Origin of the sequence: Fructobacillus pseudoficulneus (assembly GCF_900108455.1) — a bacterium.
Lineage (GTDB): Bacteria > Bacillota > Bacilli > Lactobacillales > Lactobacillaceae > Fructobacillus > Fructobacillus pseudoficulneus.
This window is the reverse complement of sequence record NZ_FNWS01000001.1, coordinates 109,900-128,396: the sequence shown is the minus strand read 5'-3', so window position 1 is coordinate 128,396 and position 18,497 is coordinate 109,900. Positions and strand designations below refer to the sequence as shown.

Genomic DNA, 18,497 nt, shown 5'->3' with positions numbered 1-18,497 from the left:
TTAAATTAACACGAACTTGGTCGAAGAGAGCCTTTGGCCAAGAAAAAATAAAATGTACCCAGATAGCAGCCAAGTAAAGGAGTTTCTAATGGCAAAACCTTCTTACACCAAAGCAGACATTAAGCAGATTGTTCAAGACGAACAGGTTGAATTCATTCGTGTGACATTCACTGACGTTTTGGGCGCAATCAAGAACGTCGAAGTACCAGTTTCACAACTGGACAAGGTCTTAGATAATGACCTCATGTTCGATGGATCATCAATTGAAGGATTCGTTCGCATTAACGAATCAGACATGTACTTGTACCCAGACTTGTCAACGTTCATGATTTTCCCATGGGCAACTGATGAACATGGTGGTAAGGTTGCACGTTTGATTGCAGATGTTTATTCAAAGGACCGGACGCCATTTAAGGGTGACCCACGAATTGCTTTGAAGGACGCTGTTGCGCGTGCCGAAAAAGAAGGTTTCACTGCTTTTAACGTTGGAACTGAACCAGAATTCTTCTTGTTCAAGTTGGACGAAAAGGGTGAACCAACCATGGAATTAAATGACCATGGAAACTACTTTGATTTGGCACCATTGGATCGTGGTGAAAACGTTCGTCGTGAAATCGTTTTGACTTTGGAAAAGATGGGCTTTGAAGTTGAAGCAGCTCATCACGAAGTGGCTGCTGGTCAGCACGAAGTTGACTTTAAGTACTCTGATGCCGTTGATATGGCTGATAAGATTCAGACATTCAAGTTGGTTGTGAAGACGATTGCTCGTCAAAACGGTTACTATGCAACCTTTATGCCAAAGCCAGTTTCAGGAATTAACGGATCTGGAATGCACACCAACATGTCATTGTTTGACAAGGACGGTAATGTCTTTGACGGTCATGATGAAAGCAAGAACTTGGGCTTGTCTGATACAGCAATGCACTTCTTGGGTGGTGTTTTGAAGCACGCCCCAGCCTTGACTGCTTTGGCTAACCCAACAGTTAACTCATACAAGCGTTTGACACCAGGATTTGAAGCGCCAGTTTATGTTGCTTGGTCTGCTTCTAACCGTTCACCAATGGTTCGAGTACCAGCTTCACGTGGTTTGGCTACTCGTTTGGAATTGCGTTCAGTTGATCCAACAACGAACCCATATACTGCCTTGGCTGCTATCTTGTCTGCTGGACTTGATGGAATTGATAACAAGTTGGAACCATCAGCTCATGTTGATAAGAACATCTACTTGATGGATGAAAACGAACGCAAGAAGGCAGGCATCGTCAACTTGCCTGATACATTGCTGGCTGCCCTTGAAGAATTGGCTAATGATGATACTATCATCGATGCTATCGGTACTCACATCACTGATAAGTTCATTGAAGCGAAGAAGATTGAATATACTTCATACCGTCAATTTGTTTCACAATGGGAATTGGATAACTACTTCAATAACTATTAAAATCAATCGTATTGACAATCAAAAAGACGACCGAAAGGTCGTCTTTTTATTTGCTCGTTTTGCCGGCCTTTCGGTATAATTGTAGCTATAAGTAACATAGACAAAAAGGCCAGCCGACTGGTCAAAAAGGAGGTTATGATGCTGAAATTTATTCATGCCGGTGATGTTCATCTTGGTAACCCATTTACCGGTCTTAGTCAGCATTTGAGGACTGATTTTCAGGCTGCCATCCAAAAAGCAACCTTTACTGCACTGGACCGACTGGTTGAGACTGCGATTGTTGAGAAGGTCGACTTGGTTTTGTTTCCTGGGGACCTCTTTCACGGTAGTGATAACTCGGCCTTGATTCAAGAGCGACTGCTCCAAGCCTTTCGCAAGTTAGACCAGGCTGATATTTGGGTGGCCGTCTCCTTTGGTAATCATGATTTTCAGCAAAGCCAGCTGGCCCATCCGACTTGGCCAGACCACGTCATGGTTTTTGATGCCAAGGTTGAAACCAAGGAGATTATGGTTCGGTCCGGTGACCGAGTTAGCCTGACTGGTTTTTCCTATAGTGATCGCTTTCAACGGCAGTCTGCTTTGCCGGACTTTCCGGTTAAAGACAGCCAGTTGGAAGATTATCATCTGGGTCTCTATCATGGCGCTATCGGTCAAAATGGCGAAGCATACGCTGCCTTTAACTTGGATGAAATGGTGGCGAAAGGCTATGATTATTGGGCATTAGGTCACATTCACATCCGGCAAGTTTTGCATGAAAACCCAATGGTTGCTTACTCGGGTAACCTTCAAGGACTCAACCGGAACGAAACCGGTCCGAAGGGCTTTTATTTGGTGTCGGATGAAGCGGGCCTTGGTTTGCAAGCAGAATTTCGTTCGGTAGCACCCGTCGTCTGGGAAAATTTGGCAATTGCAGATTGTCCAGATTTGGCAACGCTACAAGAAGAGCTCAGCGCAAGAGACTTTAATGAAACAACGCTCTTGTCCATCCAGTTGACGGGAACGGTCGGTCAGGAACTGCGTGAAAATGATTCCTGGGGGCTCTTGCTGGAAAAGTTGCAACAGAGTTGCCCGTCATCGGCTAAGTATTGGCCAATCAAAGTTGATTTAGTTAAGCCAACTGAAGCTGACGTGAAACCGGTTCAGTTGCCCGCTGATGTGGCACTGGACGAAGCAATTGCGGCAACTGTCAATGCAGAAAACATTGGTCAATTGTTGTCGGAACAGGTGCCAATCGAGGTGCGTGATTACTTTTATTCAAAAGCCGGACAAGAGGATCTACAAAGTCGGTTGCAGCGGTTGATTGCAGAAAGGGACCCAAATGAAAATTAGGACAATCGAAATCACTGGGTTTGGTCGCTGGACAAATACAACCATTGATTCCTTAGCCGATTGGCAGGTGTTTACTGGGGCCAATGAGGCTGGTAAATCGACGCTGAAAGCCTTTATTTTGGGGATTTTCTTTGGCTTTTCACTTCGTGGTGACCAAAAATATATTCCTCGTTCTGGTGCTCAATACGGTGGGGCCCTGGTGGTTGAGACAAAGACTGGTCGGTACCGAATTAGTCGGATTAACCGCACAAAGTCTACTTTAACGGTGACCAACCTTGACACCGGTCAAGTTGAAGCCGATGCAGAGGGATTTTTGACTGAACTGTTTAATCCATTAACCCAGGCGGACTATGAGCAAATTTTTGCTTTTAATGAACAAGATTTAAGTCAGGTGTCCCAACTGACCGGTCCTGATTTGGAAAAGCGCTTATTGACTTACACGGAGCCTCAAGCTCAAAACTGGTTGAATTGGGCTGACCAAGAAGCCAGTCAAGGTCAACAGTTATTTTCAAGGCAAAAAACCGGGAAACGCCCGTTAAACGTTGCCAACCAAGAGTACCAAGACTTACTGGATCAGCGACAAAGTCAGGCTGATTCGCTTGCTGAGTACCTTGAAAATGATCGTCAATTGAGCCAAATTCAAGGCAAATTGACGGAAAAGCGCCGTGAAGTTGAAAAAATTAATCAAGAAATTCAAGAAAAAAAGGCCTTACAAGCAACGTGGCCACTCTTTGAAGAGCTACAGGCAACTCGACACGGCGTTGGTCAGCAACGACCGGCTGCTAATGTTAACGAGGCGGACTACCAACGTGGCCAAAAGTTAGGACTTGATTTAAATTGGGTCAACCAGCAGTTGGAACAAATTCAGCAGCAATTACAGGCACAGCAAAAGCGGCGGGAGACGGTGCAGCAAGATGACGAGATAGCCGGGATTCTGCAGGCAATTCGAGCTAATTCAGCTATTTTAGCTGCCAACCAGGAAAAAGCTAATAAGTTGACTGGTCAGTTGACGCGGTTTCAGCAATATTTTACTGGTCCGATACCAAAACCATTAACTCGCCGGCAAAGTGCCTTATTAGAACGAACTAACCCCTGGGTAGCCACGGCCATCGTCAGCTTTGTTGCCTTGTTAGGGAGTGCAGCGATTATTCAATCGGTCTTGATTCAAAGTCCCTTGGCCTTGGCCACCATCGGTTTTGCCTTTATGGCCAGTGTTCGTGGTCAAAAAGCGCATAAAATTCGGGCTGATTATGCACCATTATCGGTTGCCACCATCTTATCTTCACAAGATCAGGTGCAAAAAGCGGCCAATGCACAAAACGAACTAAATGAAGGCGTCAAGCAACAGCAGTTATTGATTAAAGAGCTGGTCCATGATTTGCAAGACTTTGATGCCAAGAAATTTGCCTATTTGCAAACTTATAGCGGCATCGAGGATATCGACCGGGTTTTGGTTGCTGCTAAGGATGCAATGGCTAGTGAAGAGCGGCGACCGGAGCAAGCTGTTTCGGACCGGGTTCGTTTGGACGATATGCTTCACCAGCAGCAAACGCTGATCAAGCAAAAGGACCAGGTGCAGGCTGACATTCAAGAGCTGCTTCACCAAACTGGTTTGACTGACTTAAAGCAACTGGCAGAAACGCTGCAAGAGCAGGGTGGTCAAGCCGCTAAGCAGCAGCGAATTGCGGATATTGAAGGGCAGTTAGGGAAGGCGACTTTGGCTAAACTAGGCCAGTATCAGAGCCTTGCTGCTATTGAAACCGCGCAAAGCCAGTTAGCACAAAGTCGCCAGCAAGGCCAAGACGAATTGTCCAACCTACAAAAGCAGCAACAAGATCTCCAGGTCCGCCAGGCATCCTTGGTTTCTGCAGAAGAATACCAAGCTTTAACGCAAAAGCTCGCCAATGCTGAAAGCGATTTGCAGGAGCAATTTGCCCAGTACCTGACAGCGTCTTTGTTGCCACAAACGTTAAAAACCGCCTTTAGCGGCCAAGACGTGGAATTAAGTACCAATGTGACTGAGCAAGCGGGTGATTATTTAGCACGCCTTACACAGGGAAAGTATAACCGCTTAATTTTAACGGATAAAAAGGTTCGGGTAATCCAGTCAAATGGCGAAGAATTTGCTATTGGTGAGCTCTCGACCGGAGCGATTGATCAGGTCTATTTGGCCGTCCGCTTCGCCTTGGTGAAAAGTTTGCCACTAAAGGAAAAACTGCCAATTTTGATTGACGATGGTTTTGTTAATTTTGATGCCAGCCGTAGGGAAGAAGTGTTAGCCTTAATTCAGGAACTAGCAGTCGACCAACAGGTTCTTTTTTGGACATTTGATGAAGCAAATCCCACTGGTAGTCAACAGATCAAGTTAGGGGAGATAAATGGCTAAGTTATTATTACAGTACAAAGAAAATGATGCAATTGATGCCTTTGCTTTACTCAAAAAGGCGGAAGTGCGACAGACAAAAACTGGTAAGGACTTTTTGGCGCTAACCTTTGCCGACCGGTCTGGTGATATTTCTGGGAATTTCTGGGACGCCAGTCAAGCTGATATTGACCGCTTTCAACCTGGTCAAATTGTTAAGGTCGAGGGAACCCGTGGCTCCTTTAAGGGGACACCACAGGTGCAAATTAGTAAATTACGGCTAACTGAAGCGGGTGAACCCACTAGTGCTGCCGATTTTATCAAAAGTGCGCCGGTGAAAAAGGATGATTTAGAGGCGGAATTAACGGATACGTTATTTAAGATTACGCAACCAACCTGGAACCGCTTAGTGCGGCACTTATTCAAGCAGTACAAGGAACAGTTCTTGGAGTTTCCGGCCGCAAAGGTGAATCACCACGCTTTTGCGCGAGGGTTGGCCTTTCATAGCCTATCGATTGCGCGCTTAGCTGAAGCAGTGAGCGGCCTATATCCGCAACTTAACCGCGACTTGTTGTTAGCAGGCGCATTGTTGCACGATTTAGGCAAGGTGATTGAACTTTCTGGACCGGTGGCAACGGAGTATACAACGGCTGGTAAGTTGATTGGTCACATTACTTTGGTTGATGAGCAGCTGGTTTTGGCGGTTCATGACTTGGGCATGGACTTGAATCAAGAGGACGTTTTGTTGTTGCGCCATGTTGTCTTGGCCCACCATGGTTTGCAAGAATACGGCTCACCAATCCGTCCACAGGTCATGGAAGCTGAAATTTTACACCAACTGGATGAAATGGATGCCTCGATGCAAATGATGACTGGAGCAATGGAACAAACCGCTCCTGGTGAGTGGTCAAAGCGCGTCTTTGCTTTGGACAATCGTTCCTTTTATCGGCCTGAGGACGGTCAGCAAGTCGCTGATTCAAATGAGTCTGCACCAGCCGAGCAGCCGGTTGACCCAAGTTCGCTTTTCTAAGCTAGCTTAATCAAGACACAAAAAAGCGATTCCATTAAATGGAATCGCTTTTGCTTTGCTTAATATTTTAAACACCGGCAGTCAGGTAAGCTGAAAGGGCGGTCTTCAAGTCAGAGTCTTTGATGTTGACATCGGCCTTGCGTAAGATCTTACCAATAATCTTTTGAATATCACTTGAATTATTCGAATCATTGATAAAGTCGTTGGTCAACTTATCCTTCAACTTTTGTTCAACCTTGCTTTCGGCTGGCTTATCAATCATCTTGTCAGTCCGAACAACGTAGTAGTTTGAACCAGATGATGCCTTAACTGGTGATGATGAGTATGAACCAGCATCTTGGTTAAAGGCAGCCTTACGGATTTCTGAATCAACCGTGGTGTTGGTTGAGTCAAAGGCAGGCAATTGACCTGACTTAGTTGCCTGTGAATTCTTTGATGAGTACTGCTTGTAGACATCATCCCATGAAGTTCCGTTGTTCAAAGCATCGATTGCTTGTTGGGCAGTGTCTTGGTCCTTAGCAGTGATCAAAGAAATCGTTGTGTCAGGAACATAGTTATTATATGCATCGTTTAACTTGTCCTTTGACACAGTGTAGTTTGCCTTTACCGCTGCATTCATCACAAGCTTTTCGCGTAATGATTCACGGTATTGCTGCTCGTTCATGCCAGATTGTGATAACATCGTGGCAAATGAGTCACCATATTGAGCCTTTGAGGTAGTGAAAGCATTATTGACGTCGGCTTTTGAAACCTGCTTACCGTATTGCTTTTCCAAAACCTTGTCGATGACCATTTGGGCAAAGACTTGTTTTCCGGCAGATGATGACTTGACCTTATCGATGTATTCTTCTTGGGTAATCTTACCGGCGTCCGTTGTAGCTAACGTCTTCGTGGTAGCGAATCCTAAGTAAGCAATTCCACCGAAGAAGACAAGGGCGATGAATCCCCAGATAATTTTGCGATGCATAAGAATCTTGTTTCCTTCCAATATGAAATAAATGATACAAAGACTATTCTATCATAGTTTTGAATGGCCCGAGCGGTCTTCAGCCATTTTTTCCCGGACTTCTGCAATCCGGTCAAAATGAGCTTGATTTTGATACTGGATCTTTTTGGCGTGGCGACTTAATTCCGCCAGGTCTTTTTGATTTTCAGCCAAACTTGCCTGGAGCACCTGGACCTGCTTTTGTGCCCGGTGGCTTAGCTGAACAATCTTTTTGATGTCGGCCCAAGTTTCTTTTACTTTAGTAAAGGCCATTTTATTGCTCCAATGCTTGCTTGATTTTATTGGCTAGCGCTTCATACTGACTTTCATCATAGTTATCGGAATTATCAATGGTTGGGGCCAAGGCGTCATTTAGACCATCCTGGTCACGGCGTGGAATTAAGTGCCAGTGGGAGTGGATGACAGTTTGGCCGGCAGAAGGACCGTTATTAGATGAAATGTTCATCCCAGTAATGGTTGGGTCAGAGTCACGGATGGCTCGGGCCAGAACTGGTAACTTCAACAGCACTTTTTGTGCCGTTTCATCATAGGCGAAAATATCGTCAACGTGCTTTTTTGGAATCAAGAGGGTGTGCCCAGGGGTAACTTGCGAAATATCGAGAAAGGCGAGTAAATCGTCGTCTTCGTAAACCTTATAAGAGGGAATTTCTCCCGCAATGATTTTGTCAAAAATATCTGCCATGGTGGCCTCCTTTGTCCTGCTGTTTTCTTTATTCTATATTATAGCAAAATTTAACGCCAAACTGCCGCGTACCATTCGAACCTGGTATAATAAAGCTTATGGGACTATCGATTACAAATTTATATGGTGGTTATGCTGGACAAGACGTCCTGAAAGATGTTTCCTTTACGGTAACCAATGGGCAAATCGTGGCTTTAATTGGCCTGAATGGCGCGGGTAAGTCAACGACACTGAAACATGTGATTGGTGAACGGCCAGTTTTGCAAGGTTCGATTAAGTTAAATGATGTCGATTTAAATCAGCAACCAGCCGAATTCAAGCAACAGTTGGCTTATGTACCAGAACAGCCGATTTTGTACCCGGAATTAACCCTGGCAGAACACCTGCATTTAATGCTCGCTAGCCATGGTTTCGATGATCAAGATCACTGGCAGAAGGTGATGGCACTATTGCAAACATTCCGCTTAACGGATAAGTTGCATTGGTTACCACAAAACTTTTCAAAGGGGATGCAACAAAAGGTCATGCTGGTGTCCGCATTTGCACTGGAAGCGCCCTTGATGGTGATTGATGAACCGTTTATCGGTTTAGATGTGTTGGCTCAAAAATCACTGGTTCAGCTAATGCGCGACCGCGCTCAAGCTGGGGGAGCCATTCTTTTGACTACCCATTTGGTGACTGCAGCCGTTGATTACGTCGATCAGTTCGTCTTGCTTGATCGAGGCAAAGTGGTTGACCAAGCGAGTCCAGCTACTTTGGCTGAGCGCCACCAGTTAAATCTGTCGGAAATGGATGAGTTGTTTGAATGACAGGACAAGAACGAACAATTGATATCGAATCTTTGTATCAAGATCGGGCTCGTCGTGTCCAGAAGCGCAATCAACGCTACCTACGCCTCCTTTTCAATGATCATTTCGTTGTTTTTCTCCTACTGATGGCCGGCGCCGTTATTTTGGCCCTGCAGTCACTACAGCGGCAAAATATTTCAGCGCCTGCCGGTTGGCCAGCCTACACAGCAATCTTAGCTGTTGCCTGGCTGATTCTAGGCCTGCAATTTGGTTCTTTGGTGACTTACCTGCAGCCGGCTGATCGTTTGTTTTTGGCGGCAGCAGACCGGTTCTTGACGGGCAGGTACTTAGAGCAAGCTTGGTTGTGGTCTTTTGCCTTAGCCAGCTTATGGCAAATTGGCTTTGTCGCTTTGGCTTGGCCACTATTGCAAATGAGTGGTGCCGGTGACTGGCAGACTTGTCTGGGCATTTTGCTTGTACAGGTAGCTTTTAAGCTGTTAGATTTGACCTTTGCTAGCGCAAGGCTAAAGCCCTTACAATGGCGGTCATTCTTTTCTAGTCGCTGGTGGCCATTAGGCTTTCGATTGGTCTTTCCCGGCTTGTTTTATGGAGTGAATTTCTTTGCTAATCAGGGTCTGCGTCTGGTCCTAACAGCCTTGCTAGTAGTTGTGACGGTCGGCGTTTTTGGCTACTGGCGCTTTGAGCAACAGCGCGGATCGCAAGCACAGACCATCGACTGGCACCGGGCTTTGCAAATGAGTCGCAAGCATGATCAGGCCATTTGGCATTTTTACAGTCTGTTTGCTCAGGTTCCTAGCCAGGGAGTCATGTTGAAACGCCGACGCGCCTTTGACCACCTCTTAGCTCACTTTAGTTTCCAAAAGGACCCGGTCCGGCGTCTGTTTTGGATTAAGCTTCTTCGTGGTGGCGATGAGTTAAGTTTGGCGGTGCGGATTAGTATCGTGGGGACTTTGATTTTATTGGCACTACCAAAGCAGGAATTGTACTGGTTCGGTGGGGGGATGTTGTTGTTGATTTACCTCGTCAACTTTCAGCTCTTGCCCGTCTTTGGTCAAAGTCAGTCCGTCCTATGGTCGCGGCTGATTTTGCCAGACAAAGCTGAACAGAGTAAACGTTTTCGGCTGGTATTGGCAGAAATCTCGGTCACAATTGTTTGCCTAATTTTTGCCATCTTTGTCATTATCGATAGTATCGCCATTGCATTGACGGTTCTGTTAGCGGGACTGTTGATGGTGGCCATCCTGAATTGGATTTGGTTACCAAAAGCACTAATGAAACAATCATATTAGAAATAAAAAAGGATATCTTATGCATTTACGTTCAAAGCCCTGGGCAAAGCCTTGGCTTCAAGCACACACTGACTTGGTGATTGACCAAGAACACGCACAAAAGCAGCGCGGTCATTGGCAGGACCTCTTTGATCAAAACCAACCAATTCATGTTGAAATTGGTTCTGGTAAGGGTCAGTTCATCATGGAAATGGCCAAAAAGAACCCAGACATCAACTATATCGGAATGGAGATTCAAGAAACGGCCGTGGCCATTGCTGCCCGGAAGTCTTTTGAAGCGGTTGGTGTTTTGCCTAACTTACGCTATCTTTATGGAAACGGTTCCGGTGTGGAAACTTACTTTGAAAAGGCTGAAATTCAAAAAATTTATTTGAACTTTTCAGATCCATGGCCAAAGACGCGACATGAAAGCCGCCGATTGACTTATAAGACGTTCTTGTCGTCTTACAAGGCAGTCCTGCCAGACCATGGGGAGGTTGAATTCAAGACGGATAATCGTCATTTGTTTGAATACTCTCTAGTTTCATTCATGGACTTTGGTATGCGCTGGGCACCTGAAGACTACACCTTAGACCTACATGCTGATGAAGCCAAGGTTGAAGGCAATGTTGAAACAGAGTACGAGCAAAAGTTTATGGCATTGGGCCAACCCATCTATAAAGTTAAAGCTCACTTCTAAAAAGTGGACATAAAAAAGCTGGCAAAATGCCAGCTTTTTTTAGTTATTCTTCATCTTTAAGAAATTGACGGGTATTGCGGAAACCATCAATTGCTAATTTGGCCGAAAGTTGATCAGGGAAGCGTTGGACATGTAAATTGACGATGTCGGAATCAGCGAAGAGTTCCACACGCTGTACCAGGTAATGCGGCGTATTAACACCAGTGCTTAATGAAATCACATCACCACGACGAGGGGTGATGGGCAGTTTAACATCGGTTTCTACCCGAGCAGAGGCCAGAATTAAGTTATATTGGACCATGAGCATTCCTTTCGTTCTTAAATGTATTTGAATTAAAAAAATATTTCACTGCTTACATTGTATTGTTTTTTTTAAAGAAAGTAAAATAATTCTAGTTACAAAAGTCACTTTCATCATTTATATGTCGATTTTTAAGAAATGATTGACATGTTTTGCTTTTGTAAGCTTCATATTATTAAAGTGAGCCAGCTTATTGGTCATCATTTAAAAAACTGGTCAGAAAATATCTGACCAGCCTTTTGATTCAACATGCAGAAGTTAAATATTCGGTAGCTCTGCTGAATTTCAATGTTATAAGTCCGAATGATTTGATCGACCTGGAAGAGATAAGTCTAAGACGCCTAAGTTGTCCTCGTTTTCTTGACTAACAATAGCTGTTGCCTCACCATTCTGATCAAAATAAACACGCTGATTGCCTAATTGACGCCAACGACCGCTGGAATTTTCAGGCGCTAAAGCTTGCTCATGTTCATGCATTCGTTCTTGAATCCAGCAATTTAAGCCAGAGTCAATTCGGGTGGCAAAATTACCGTAAGAATTGGATGCACTGACAATGCCAACGACTTGGTTAAATGCATTAAGCATTGGCCCGCCACTATTACCGTTTGACCAATTCACGTTAGTGGTTAACAATTGTCGGCCGGTGATTGTCGCAACGGTGCCATAATCAGCGTACATTCGATTTTCTAGGTTTTCTGGTTCAGCATTATTTCCAGGTCCAAGTGTTGCTGGGAAACCAATTACTGAGACAATTTCGCGATTGACATCTTGAGGGCGAAATTCGGCTAAAGATAGTGTCGGAGCCCCTTGTACTGGTTGGTTTAAGTGAATGAGTGCAATATCGTTATCGCCCGCATCACCACCGGGGCGTAGTGCTGCCTCAAAGTATTCGGCCGGAATGGAAACGGTTTGACCATGATAATACCAACCAAATGGGTATCGCTCAGCTGTGGCACCAGAATCACCACCATAGGCTGGGCGAATTGATAATGAGCTAGGATTAATTAACTGTCGTGGCCAATCAGAAGGGTTTGCGGCTGCACCATCGCGTTCACGCAAAACGACATGGGCGGCGGTTAAAACCGTGTCGGGGGCAATGAGGACACCACTGGCTGAATCACCCGTTTCACCATCGACAATAAACACAATTGAAGAAAAAGGCGCTTGCCTTGTATCGGGAACCTGTCCTTTTTGAAACTTAGCGGTGTCGAAAACATAGGCATCCGCATGGTTGTTCGTCATTTGCACGCCCAGTAACATGGTTAAGGTTAGTACACTTAGTTGTCCCCACTTTTTAAAATTGTTCATCATTTCTCCTTTACCAAATAATTGTGTGACAAGGTCTGCTTGGTAGAGACTACCGGAGAAGAGGGAGCCACACAAAAGAAATTTGTTGGGATAGGCGAACAGGTAGTAATTTTCTGTTAATGAAATTGGGTGAACGCAATTGATGATTTTTTGACTTTTGCATCCTATCACCTCCTTATCTGCCTTTAATATAGCACGTCCTAAAAAGAGGGGTAATCACTGGTATGAAGGGGTTTTTGGCTGATTGATGGTTTGAAAATAGGGGGTAGCATCGGTCCAAATTCGATCAATATTATTCTATTTTTGAATAAAATTGATCGATAAATAAGAGTGACCGCCAGGAGGCAGTTAAATTTACCTTTTTAATGAGAGAAATGATAATCGATTCATCGTAAAAAATAAAAAACACCCCAACTCAAAATGAACTGGAGTGTTTTTATTTAGTTACTTGTAAATCCTTATAAACGCTGATATATCAACATTATTAGTGCACCGAGAGGGAGTCGAACCCACGACCTGCCGGGTAGAAACCGGCTGCTCTATCCAGCTGAGCTACCGGTGCAAAAAGGTTTAGCAGAACACTATTAAGAATAGCAAAAAATGAATAGAATTACTATTGAAAATTCGATAAAAATGAATCAAACACGAGCTTGTTTTTTGCTTGAAAAACCTTGCTATCTTTAGCTTAGCAATTGATAATGAGAAAGAAGTCAGAAAGGAGAGGGAAAATGTTAGCATATTTTTATCTTTTTCTAGCAGTAATTGCCGAAACTACCGGTACAGCGCTGATTGGCAGCACTGCCGGTTTTACGAAGATTATTCCGACAATTTTAACATTAGCCTGTTATGCCTTGTCGTTTTACCTTTTGGCAATTGTTGTTAAAACGATTCCAGTTTATCTGTCATATGCAATCTGGTCAGCAAGTGGTATACTAATCATCACGTGCTTAAGCGTTGTTTTCTTCAAGGTTCATTTGAACTGGCAAACTATCCTTGGACTAATGTTTTTAGTCCTTGGTGTGGTTTTGGTTAACATCTTTGGGCGCATACATTAAAAGGTTCGGGAAATCCTATTCTTGAGCCACTGAGGAGAGTATATGACACACGAAAACGCAACGTCTGGTTATAGTTGGCAAGACGTTCAGGCAAACATCAAGCAGATTTTTACTTGGTCTTATTACAAGGAAGGTTTCTCTGGCTGGGATAAGCAATCATACATTTGGTTGGCAATTGGTCTAGTAGTGATTGCGGCTACCGGTTTCCCGCACGGATTAGACACAATGTCAATTCTGTCAATGATTGGTGGGGCAATTGGTTTCACTTGTACTTTGGCCATTACAGCCAATAAGCGAATTAATGGTTTGCTTGGCTTCATTTCAGCTATTTTGATCTCAATTGTGGCCTTTCATTCTAAGAACTATTCGGACATCGTGATGCAGATGGTTTATGTAATCACGCTTGATTTGAACTTTATGTTCTTTGGAAATGCATGGCAAAATCGTAAAATCAAGGCGATGAATACCAATGGTTGGTTGTTGGCTATTATTACTTTCGTTGTTGCGTTCTTCTTGTTGTACATGATGGATACTCACATTTTGATTTCACCACGGCCATGGATGGATGCTTTCTCAGCGGCCATTGGTGTGACTGGGGCTACCTTGACGATTGGAAAGTTCCATTCTCAATATTGGATGTGGACATTGCAAGGGGTCATGTCAGTTTCTTTGTGGGGACTGACGGCATTGCAAGGTGACGCCAACTGGGTATTGTTTGCCACATACATCTTGTATTTAGGTAACGATGTGATTGGCTTGTTCTTCTCACCTTGGTCTCGAGCAACTAAATCAGAGACTGCTGCCTGAGGGTAGCGAGTAGTTATAAGAATATTTATTGTAAAAAGGTTGGAAAATGTCAGTTATGACAAAAATCCAACCTTTTTTGCTATTTTTAACGGTTAATTGAACTAATGACGGTCATTGTTGCTATAATCAAGACAAGTTGATTTACTTTATCCTTTTAAAACCGATTGGAGAAGTTTCAGATGACAAGAAAGTTAACAGATGCACGGGTGTTGCGCTCAAGACAAGTATTGCGGTCAGCAGCAATTGAACTATTAGCTAAGACGGACCGTTTCTCGATTGCCGAACTGTTGGTAAAGGGGCATGTCACTCGAGGAACATTCTACCGACACTATAATAATAAAGCGGACTTGATTGACGATGTGAATCAGGAACTAATTCGTGAGTTAACCGAAAAAACGGTTGGTAAATTTCGGGTTCGACAAGTCTTAGAAGTGATTTCTGAGCAAGGAATCCTTTATAATGCTGTTTTAAATGACGACCAAGACCCAGAGCTGATGACCGGTTTAATGGCGGCTTTGCGCGAACAACGAAATCAGTTGCTAGTTGACATTGATGATGAACGGGCGCGAATGCACTTAATCTATCAATGGGAAATCATCATGGCTGGCTTTTGGGCCTGTGTTTCTCTTTGGCTGCGCGATTCAATGGCTTTGACCTATGACGAAATTTTGGATGAATTCCGAGAAATTTGGCGAGTAACGATGACGCGTACTAAGAAAACTGGTTTGTTGCTCTTTGATTTTGAGTCTTAATTTGCACTGATAATGGCTGAAAACTTGATTATTCTTAATACTTTTGTTAAACTTAATTAGTTGTTAGCGCAGCTACAACCACACATCTCAGGTCTTAAGAGCTAGAAATAGTCACCAAGGGATGGTGAGTCTAAGTATAAAAGGAGAATCCAATAATGGCCTACGCAATTATTGTTACTGGCGGCAAGCAATACAAAGTCGCTGAAGGCGATACCATCTTTGTTGAAAAGTTGGACGCACAAGAAGGGGACAAGGTTGTTTTCGACCAAGTCGTCTTGACTGACTCAAAGATTGGTACCCCATTTGTTGAAGGTGCTAAGGTTTCTGGAACTGTTGAAAAGCAGGGTAAGGAAAAGAAGGTTGTTACTTTTAAGTACCGTCCTAAGAAGCACTCCCACACAAAGCAGGGACACCGCCAACCATATACACGCGTGAAGATTGATTCCATCGCGTAATCATCACTGTTAAAGGAGAATAGACTTATGTTGATGAATCAAGATAACTTGCAACTCTTTGCCCACCACAAGGGGGGGGGATCATCTGCCAACGGTCGTGACTCAGCTGGTCGTCGTTTAGGTACGAAGGTCGCTGATGGACAATCTTTGACTGCTGGTTCAATCATTTACCGCCAACGCGGTACTCACATTTACCCAGGTCAAAACGTTAAAAAGGGTGGCGATGACACACTTTTTGCTTTGACTGACGGTGTGGTTAAGTTTGAACGCAAGGGACGCGACAAGCGCCAAGTTTCCGTTTATACTCGGGAAGAATACAATCAGTTACTTGCTAACGCCTAACTTTTTGTAGAAAAGCAGCTTTGGCTGCTTTTTTTGTGCTCAAAAAGCCAAATCGGCTAATGGCAGCAAAGTTGACTTTCTTAAAGAAAAATGAGAATTTTCTTTTAGAAGGAGTCGAAATTGTGTTACAATAGCCGCATGATAAATTAAAATTTGGAGGGCTTTACCGTGGGATTTTACGAAGAACGTTTGGAAAAGTTTCAAAAGTTGTTGAAGAAGTTGGACTTGCAAGGAATGATTATCTCGAATGCTTCAAATATGAAGTATTTGATTGGTTTTGCTGGTGTTCCCGGTGATGGTGTTTTAGTTGTTTCATTGGCTGATGCAGCTTTTATCACGGATGCTCGTTATGAAAATGAATACAATGGTACTTTGCCAGCCGGCGTATCATTGAAGATTACCCGTCAATACTATGAGAAGGCAGTGGAAGTTGCCCGTGAATTTGGTATTGAAAAGTTGGGCTTTGAATCAGATTTGCCATACTCATTCTACGAACAGTTGGATGATCTTTTGCCAGCCAACGTTAGTTTTGATGCGGTTCCTGGGGCAGTGGAAGCATTGCGCGAAACCAAGGACGAACAAGAGGCAGCTGCTTTGCGCAAGGCCGCTCAGGCATCAATTAAGGCCTTCAAAGCTTTGTTGAAGGAAGTTAAAGTTGGGATGACGGAACGCGAAGTTGCTAACCGTTTGGATGTTTTGCAAAAGGAATTTGGTGGGGAAAAGCCATCATTTGAAACGATTGTTGCTTCTGGTTACCGTTCAGCCATGCCTCATGGAATGGCTAGTGACAAGAAGTTGGAAGCCGGTGATTTGGTGACGGTTGACTTTGGTTACTACGTTGACGGTTATACTTCAGACGTTACTCGGACATTTGCCATGGGCGAAGTTGATCCTGAATTGAAGAAGATCTATGAAATCGTCAAGGAAGCTAACGAAAATACGATTGAAATTCTAAAGGCTGGTATTTCTGCTTCTGAAGTTGACCGCGTTGCCCGTGATTTCATCACTGAAAAGGGTTACGGTGAAGAATATCAACACTCAACTGGTCACGGTGCTGGACTTGATATCCACGAAGGACCATATTTGTCATCACGTTCAAGCGACGAAGTTGAAGTCGGTAACTTGTTGACGGTAGAACCTGGAATCTACTTGGCCGGTAAGGGTGGCGTTCGAATCGAAGACGATGTCTTGATTACAAAGGACGGTCACGAAGTTTTGACGGCTGATTTGCCAAAAGATTTGATTGTCTTGCCAGTTGATTAATATCAATTAAAAATAGTGAAGCCGAACTCAGTTGAGTTCGGCTTTTTTGTGGTTTTGGGGGCAAAGAAGTTATGATGAAAAAAGAAATAGAAGAGAGTTTGACCGTGTCGTTTCTTAATTAAAAGAAGTCCCCATCATTTGATGGGGACTTTTTTAATAAAAGCTTTCTGAAAATGGCTCTTTGATGATAAGATAAGATAACGGGGGAAAGATATGGAAACCATTCAGATTCGGCATACCAATGATTTACATTCTCACTTTGAATCGTGGCCACGGGTGTCTCGCTTTTTGCAATCACCAAAAATGGCAGACACGACTTATAAATTTGATATTGGCGATGCCCTCGACCGGTTTCATCCTTTAACGGATGCGACCCTTGGTCGGGCAAATGTTGAGTATATGAATGCAGTCCATTATGACGCTGTGACGATTGGTAATAACGAAGGCCTGGGGATGTCTCATGATGATTTGAACCACCTTTATGATGATGCCAATTACCCTGTTTTATTAGCAAATTTAAAAGAAATGCCAGGTGAACGCCAACCAAAATGGGCGAAGCCTGATCAAATTTTTACGACCGCGGCTGGTACCAAAGTCGCTGTGATTGGTCTGACTGCTCCTTACGAGCTGACTTACCGGTCATTGAATTGGGAACCCAAAGAGGTCAAGCCGGTCTTAGACCAGCTTCTACCAGAATTGCGAGCACAAGCCGACTTGGTGGTCTTACTATCACATTTGGGTTTGCCAACTGACCGGGAACTGGCCGAAGAATACGACATCGATGTGATTATTGGTGCCCATACCCACCATGTTTTACCAAAAGGTGAATTAAAGAATGGGACTCTCTTAGCCGCTGCAGGGCGCTATGGGGACCATGTCGGACAAATTGATTTAACGCTAGATGACAACCACCAGGTGGTCGATAAAGTTGCTCAGGCAATCCCTTTTGATCAACTGGCGGTTGAACCAGGTGATGCAGCCACAATCAAAGCCATTCATGACAAAGGTGCTGCGTTAGAACGGTCGCATCAAGTGGTTTACTTTGATCAAATGCAAACAGTTGCAGAGCAAGGGCAGGCTTGCCTATCCGCCTTACAAGAGAGTACTAATTTACCGGTTGCTTTTTGTTCTTCGGGGCTCTTTTTGCAGCCTTTACCAGCGGGGATGACCACGGCCGAAGACTTTTTGGAGTCAGTGCCGCACGCCATTCACCCAATGGTGGTGACTTTAACCGGCAGTGAATTAGAAGAATTGTGGTCAGAATTTGAACGCGATCAGGCCAAATTGGTCAACCAAAAAGTTAAGGGATCAGGCTTTCGTGGTCAAGTCTTTGGGCAGTTATTAGTCCGGGGAATGGGACGAAATGCAGCCGGTGATCTCGTCTATGATGGTCGCATCGTTGTGGCGTCTGAAAAGTACCAAATTGCAACCCTGGATCATTACCGGTGGGTGGACTTTTTCGATGTTTTGGACGAGGCGCCGGCTAAGATTCGGCTCGACATCTTTTTGCGAGAATTGCTCGCACAATATTATCAAAAGCACCGTGACTCAGCGGTCAATGTTGAGAAAGCACGGCTATAAGAGGAT

Annotated in this window: 19 protein-coding genes, 1 tRNA gene and 1 other annotated feature; of the genes, 14 read left to right on the top strand and 6 right to left on the bottom strand. The window is 44.2% G+C overall.

Going from position 1 to position 18,497, the window contains the following annotated elements; translation table 11 throughout:
• Window positions 1-88: 88 nt before the first annotated feature.
• From glnA to BLW39_RS00615, 4 genes are all read left to right on the top strand, one after another.
• Entirely contained in the window at window positions 89-1,441 is a 1,353-nt protein-coding gene (gene glnA, locus BLW39_RS00630; RefSeq protein WP_059375530.1) for a type I glutamate--ammonia ligase, read from the top strand.
• Window positions 1,442-1,579: 138 nt separating this feature from the next.
• A complete protein-coding gene (locus BLW39_RS00625; RefSeq protein WP_158705819.1) occupies window positions 1,580-2,770 on the top strand; it encodes a metallophosphoesterase family protein in 1,191 nt (396 codons plus the stop codon).
• Window positions 2,760-5,156: an ATP-binding protein gene (locus tag BLW39_RS00620; protein ID WP_059375526.1), complete on the top strand. Its 2,397-nt coding sequence runs from the start codon at window positions 2,760-2,762 to the stop codon at window positions 5,154-5,156. Before BLW39_RS00625 ends, BLW39_RS00620 begins: the two co-directional genes overlap by 11 nt.
• Window positions 5,149-6,162 carry a 3'-5' exoribonuclease YhaM family protein gene (locus BLW39_RS00615; protein WP_074717654.1) on the top strand — a complete coding sequence of 338 codons (1,014 nt, stop codon included), beginning with the start codon at window positions 5,149-5,151 and terminating at the stop codon, window positions 6,160-6,162. The genes BLW39_RS00620 and BLW39_RS00615 overlap by 8 nt, the downstream gene beginning before the upstream one ends.
• A gap of 67 nt (window positions 6,163-6,229) precedes the next feature.
• Here the strand turns inward: BLW39_RS00615 and BLW39_RS00610 are convergent, their stop codons facing one another.
• From BLW39_RS00610 to BLW39_RS00600, 3 genes are read right to left on the bottom strand one after another with little or no spacing between them, the layout of a single operon-like run.
• On the bottom strand, window positions 6,230-7,129 hold the full coding sequence (locus tag BLW39_RS00610; protein ID WP_059375523.1) for a peptidyl-prolyl cis-trans isomerase: 900 nt from the start codon (window positions 7,127-7,129) through the stop codon (window positions 6,230-6,232).
• Window positions 7,130-7,180: 51 nt separating this feature from the next.
• Window positions 7,181-7,420 carry a hypothetical protein gene (locus BLW39_RS00605; protein WP_059375520.1) on the bottom strand — a complete coding sequence of 80 codons (240 nt, stop codon included), beginning with the start codon at window positions 7,418-7,420 and terminating at the stop codon, window positions 7,181-7,183.
• Between the two features lies 1 nt (window position 7,421).
• Window positions 7,422-7,850, bottom strand: a complete 429-nt coding sequence (locus BLW39_RS00600; protein ID WP_059375515.1) for an HIT family protein — start codon at window positions 7,848-7,850, stop codon at window positions 7,422-7,424.
• 98 nt (window positions 7,851-7,948) lie between these two features.
• Between BLW39_RS00600 and BLW39_RS00595 the strand changes: the two genes are divergently transcribed.
• Genes BLW39_RS00595 through trmB form a run of 3 tightly spaced genes read left to right on the top strand, consistent with a single transcriptional unit; the run spans window position 7,949 to window position 10,627 of the window.
• Complete coding sequence (locus BLW39_RS00595; RefSeq protein WP_059375505.1) at window positions 7,949-8,659, top strand: ABC transporter ATP-binding protein; 711 nt, start codon at window positions 7,949-7,951, stop codon at window positions 8,657-8,659.
• Window positions 8,656-9,948, top strand: coding sequence for an ABC transporter permease (locus BLW39_RS00590; protein WP_059375494.1), 1,293 nt, complete (start codon window positions 8,656-8,658; stop codon window positions 9,946-9,948). The genes BLW39_RS00595 and BLW39_RS00590 overlap by 4 nt, the downstream gene beginning before the upstream one ends.
• A 19-nt stretch (window positions 9,949-9,967) precedes the next feature.
• On the top strand, window positions 9,968-10,627 hold the full coding sequence (gene trmB, locus BLW39_RS00585; RefSeq protein WP_059375489.1) for a tRNA (guanosine(46)-N7)-methyltransferase TrmB: 660 nt from the start codon (window positions 9,968-9,970) through the stop codon (window positions 10,625-10,627).
• A gap of 43 nt (window positions 10,628-10,670) precedes the next feature.
• Here the strand turns inward: trmB and BLW39_RS00580 are convergent, their stop codons facing one another.
• The 3 genes from BLW39_RS00580 to BLW39_RS00570 all read right to left on the bottom strand — a co-directional run bounded on the left by BLW39_RS00580 (window position 10,671) and on the right by BLW39_RS00570 (window position 12,798).
• Entirely contained in the window at window positions 10,671-10,928 is a 258-nt protein-coding gene (locus BLW39_RS00580) for a hypothetical protein (RefSeq protein WP_059375484.1), read from the bottom strand.
• A gap of 291 nt (window positions 10,929-11,219) precedes the next feature.
• A complete protein-coding gene (locus tag BLW39_RS00575) occupies window positions 11,220-12,236 on the bottom strand; it encodes a trypsin-like serine peptidase (protein WP_059375479.1) in 1,017 nt (338 codons plus the stop codon).
• A gap of 488 nt (window positions 12,237-12,724) precedes the next feature.
• A tRNA-Arg gene (locus BLW39_RS00570) sits at window positions 12,725-12,798 on the bottom strand.
• A 166-nt stretch (window positions 12,799-12,964) separates the two neighbouring features.
• On the opposite strand from BLW39_RS00570, the gene BLW39_RS00565 reads away from it, so the two are divergent.
• The 7 genes from BLW39_RS00565 to BLW39_RS00535 all read left to right on the top strand — a co-directional run bounded on the left by BLW39_RS00565 (window position 12,965) and on the right by BLW39_RS00535 (window position 18,491).
• Complete coding sequence (locus BLW39_RS00565) at window positions 12,965-13,291, top strand: DMT family transporter (RefSeq protein WP_059375475.1); 327 nt, start codon at window positions 12,965-12,967, stop codon at window positions 13,289-13,291.
• Between the two features lie 42 nt (window positions 13,292-13,333).
• On the top strand, window positions 13,334-14,098 hold the full coding sequence (gene pnuC, locus BLW39_RS00560; RefSeq protein ID WP_059375465.1) for a nicotinamide riboside transporter PnuC: 765 nt from the start codon (window positions 13,334-13,336) through the stop codon (window positions 14,096-14,098).
• 179 nt (window positions 14,099-14,277) lie between these two features.
• Window positions 14,278-14,850: a TetR/AcrR family transcriptional regulator gene (locus BLW39_RS00555; protein WP_059375462.1), complete on the top strand. Its 573-nt coding sequence runs from the start codon at window positions 14,278-14,280 to the stop codon at window positions 14,848-14,850.
• Window positions 14,851-14,916: 66 nt separating this feature from the next.
• Window positions 14,917-14,992: a sequence feature (ribosomal protein L21 leader region), on the top strand.
• Between the two features lie 13 nt (window positions 14,993-15,005).
• Complete coding sequence (rplU, locus tag BLW39_RS00550) at window positions 15,006-15,305, top strand: 50S ribosomal protein L21 (RefSeq protein ID WP_059375457.1); 300 nt, start codon at window positions 15,006-15,008, stop codon at window positions 15,303-15,305.
• Window positions 15,306-15,332: 27 nt separating this feature from the next.
• Window positions 15,333-15,647: a 50S ribosomal protein L27 gene (rpmA, locus tag BLW39_RS00545; RefSeq protein ID WP_059375452.1), complete on the top strand. Its 315-nt coding sequence runs from the start codon at window positions 15,333-15,335 to the stop codon at window positions 15,645-15,647.
• A gap of 168 nt (window positions 15,648-15,815) precedes the next feature.
• Window positions 15,816-16,910 carry an aminopeptidase P family protein gene (locus tag BLW39_RS00540; RefSeq protein WP_059375446.1) on the top strand — a complete coding sequence of 365 codons (1,095 nt, stop codon included), beginning with the start codon at window positions 15,816-15,818 and terminating at the stop codon, window positions 16,908-16,910.
• A 213-nt stretch (window positions 16,911-17,123) separates the two neighbouring features.
• Window positions 17,124-18,491 (top strand): bifunctional metallophosphatase/5'-nucleotidase, encoded by a 1,368-nt coding sequence (locus BLW39_RS00535; RefSeq protein ID WP_059375440.1) that lies wholly within the window; start codon window positions 17,124-17,126, stop codon window positions 18,489-18,491.
• The last annotated feature ends 6 nt before the right edge of the window (window positions 18,492-18,497 follow it).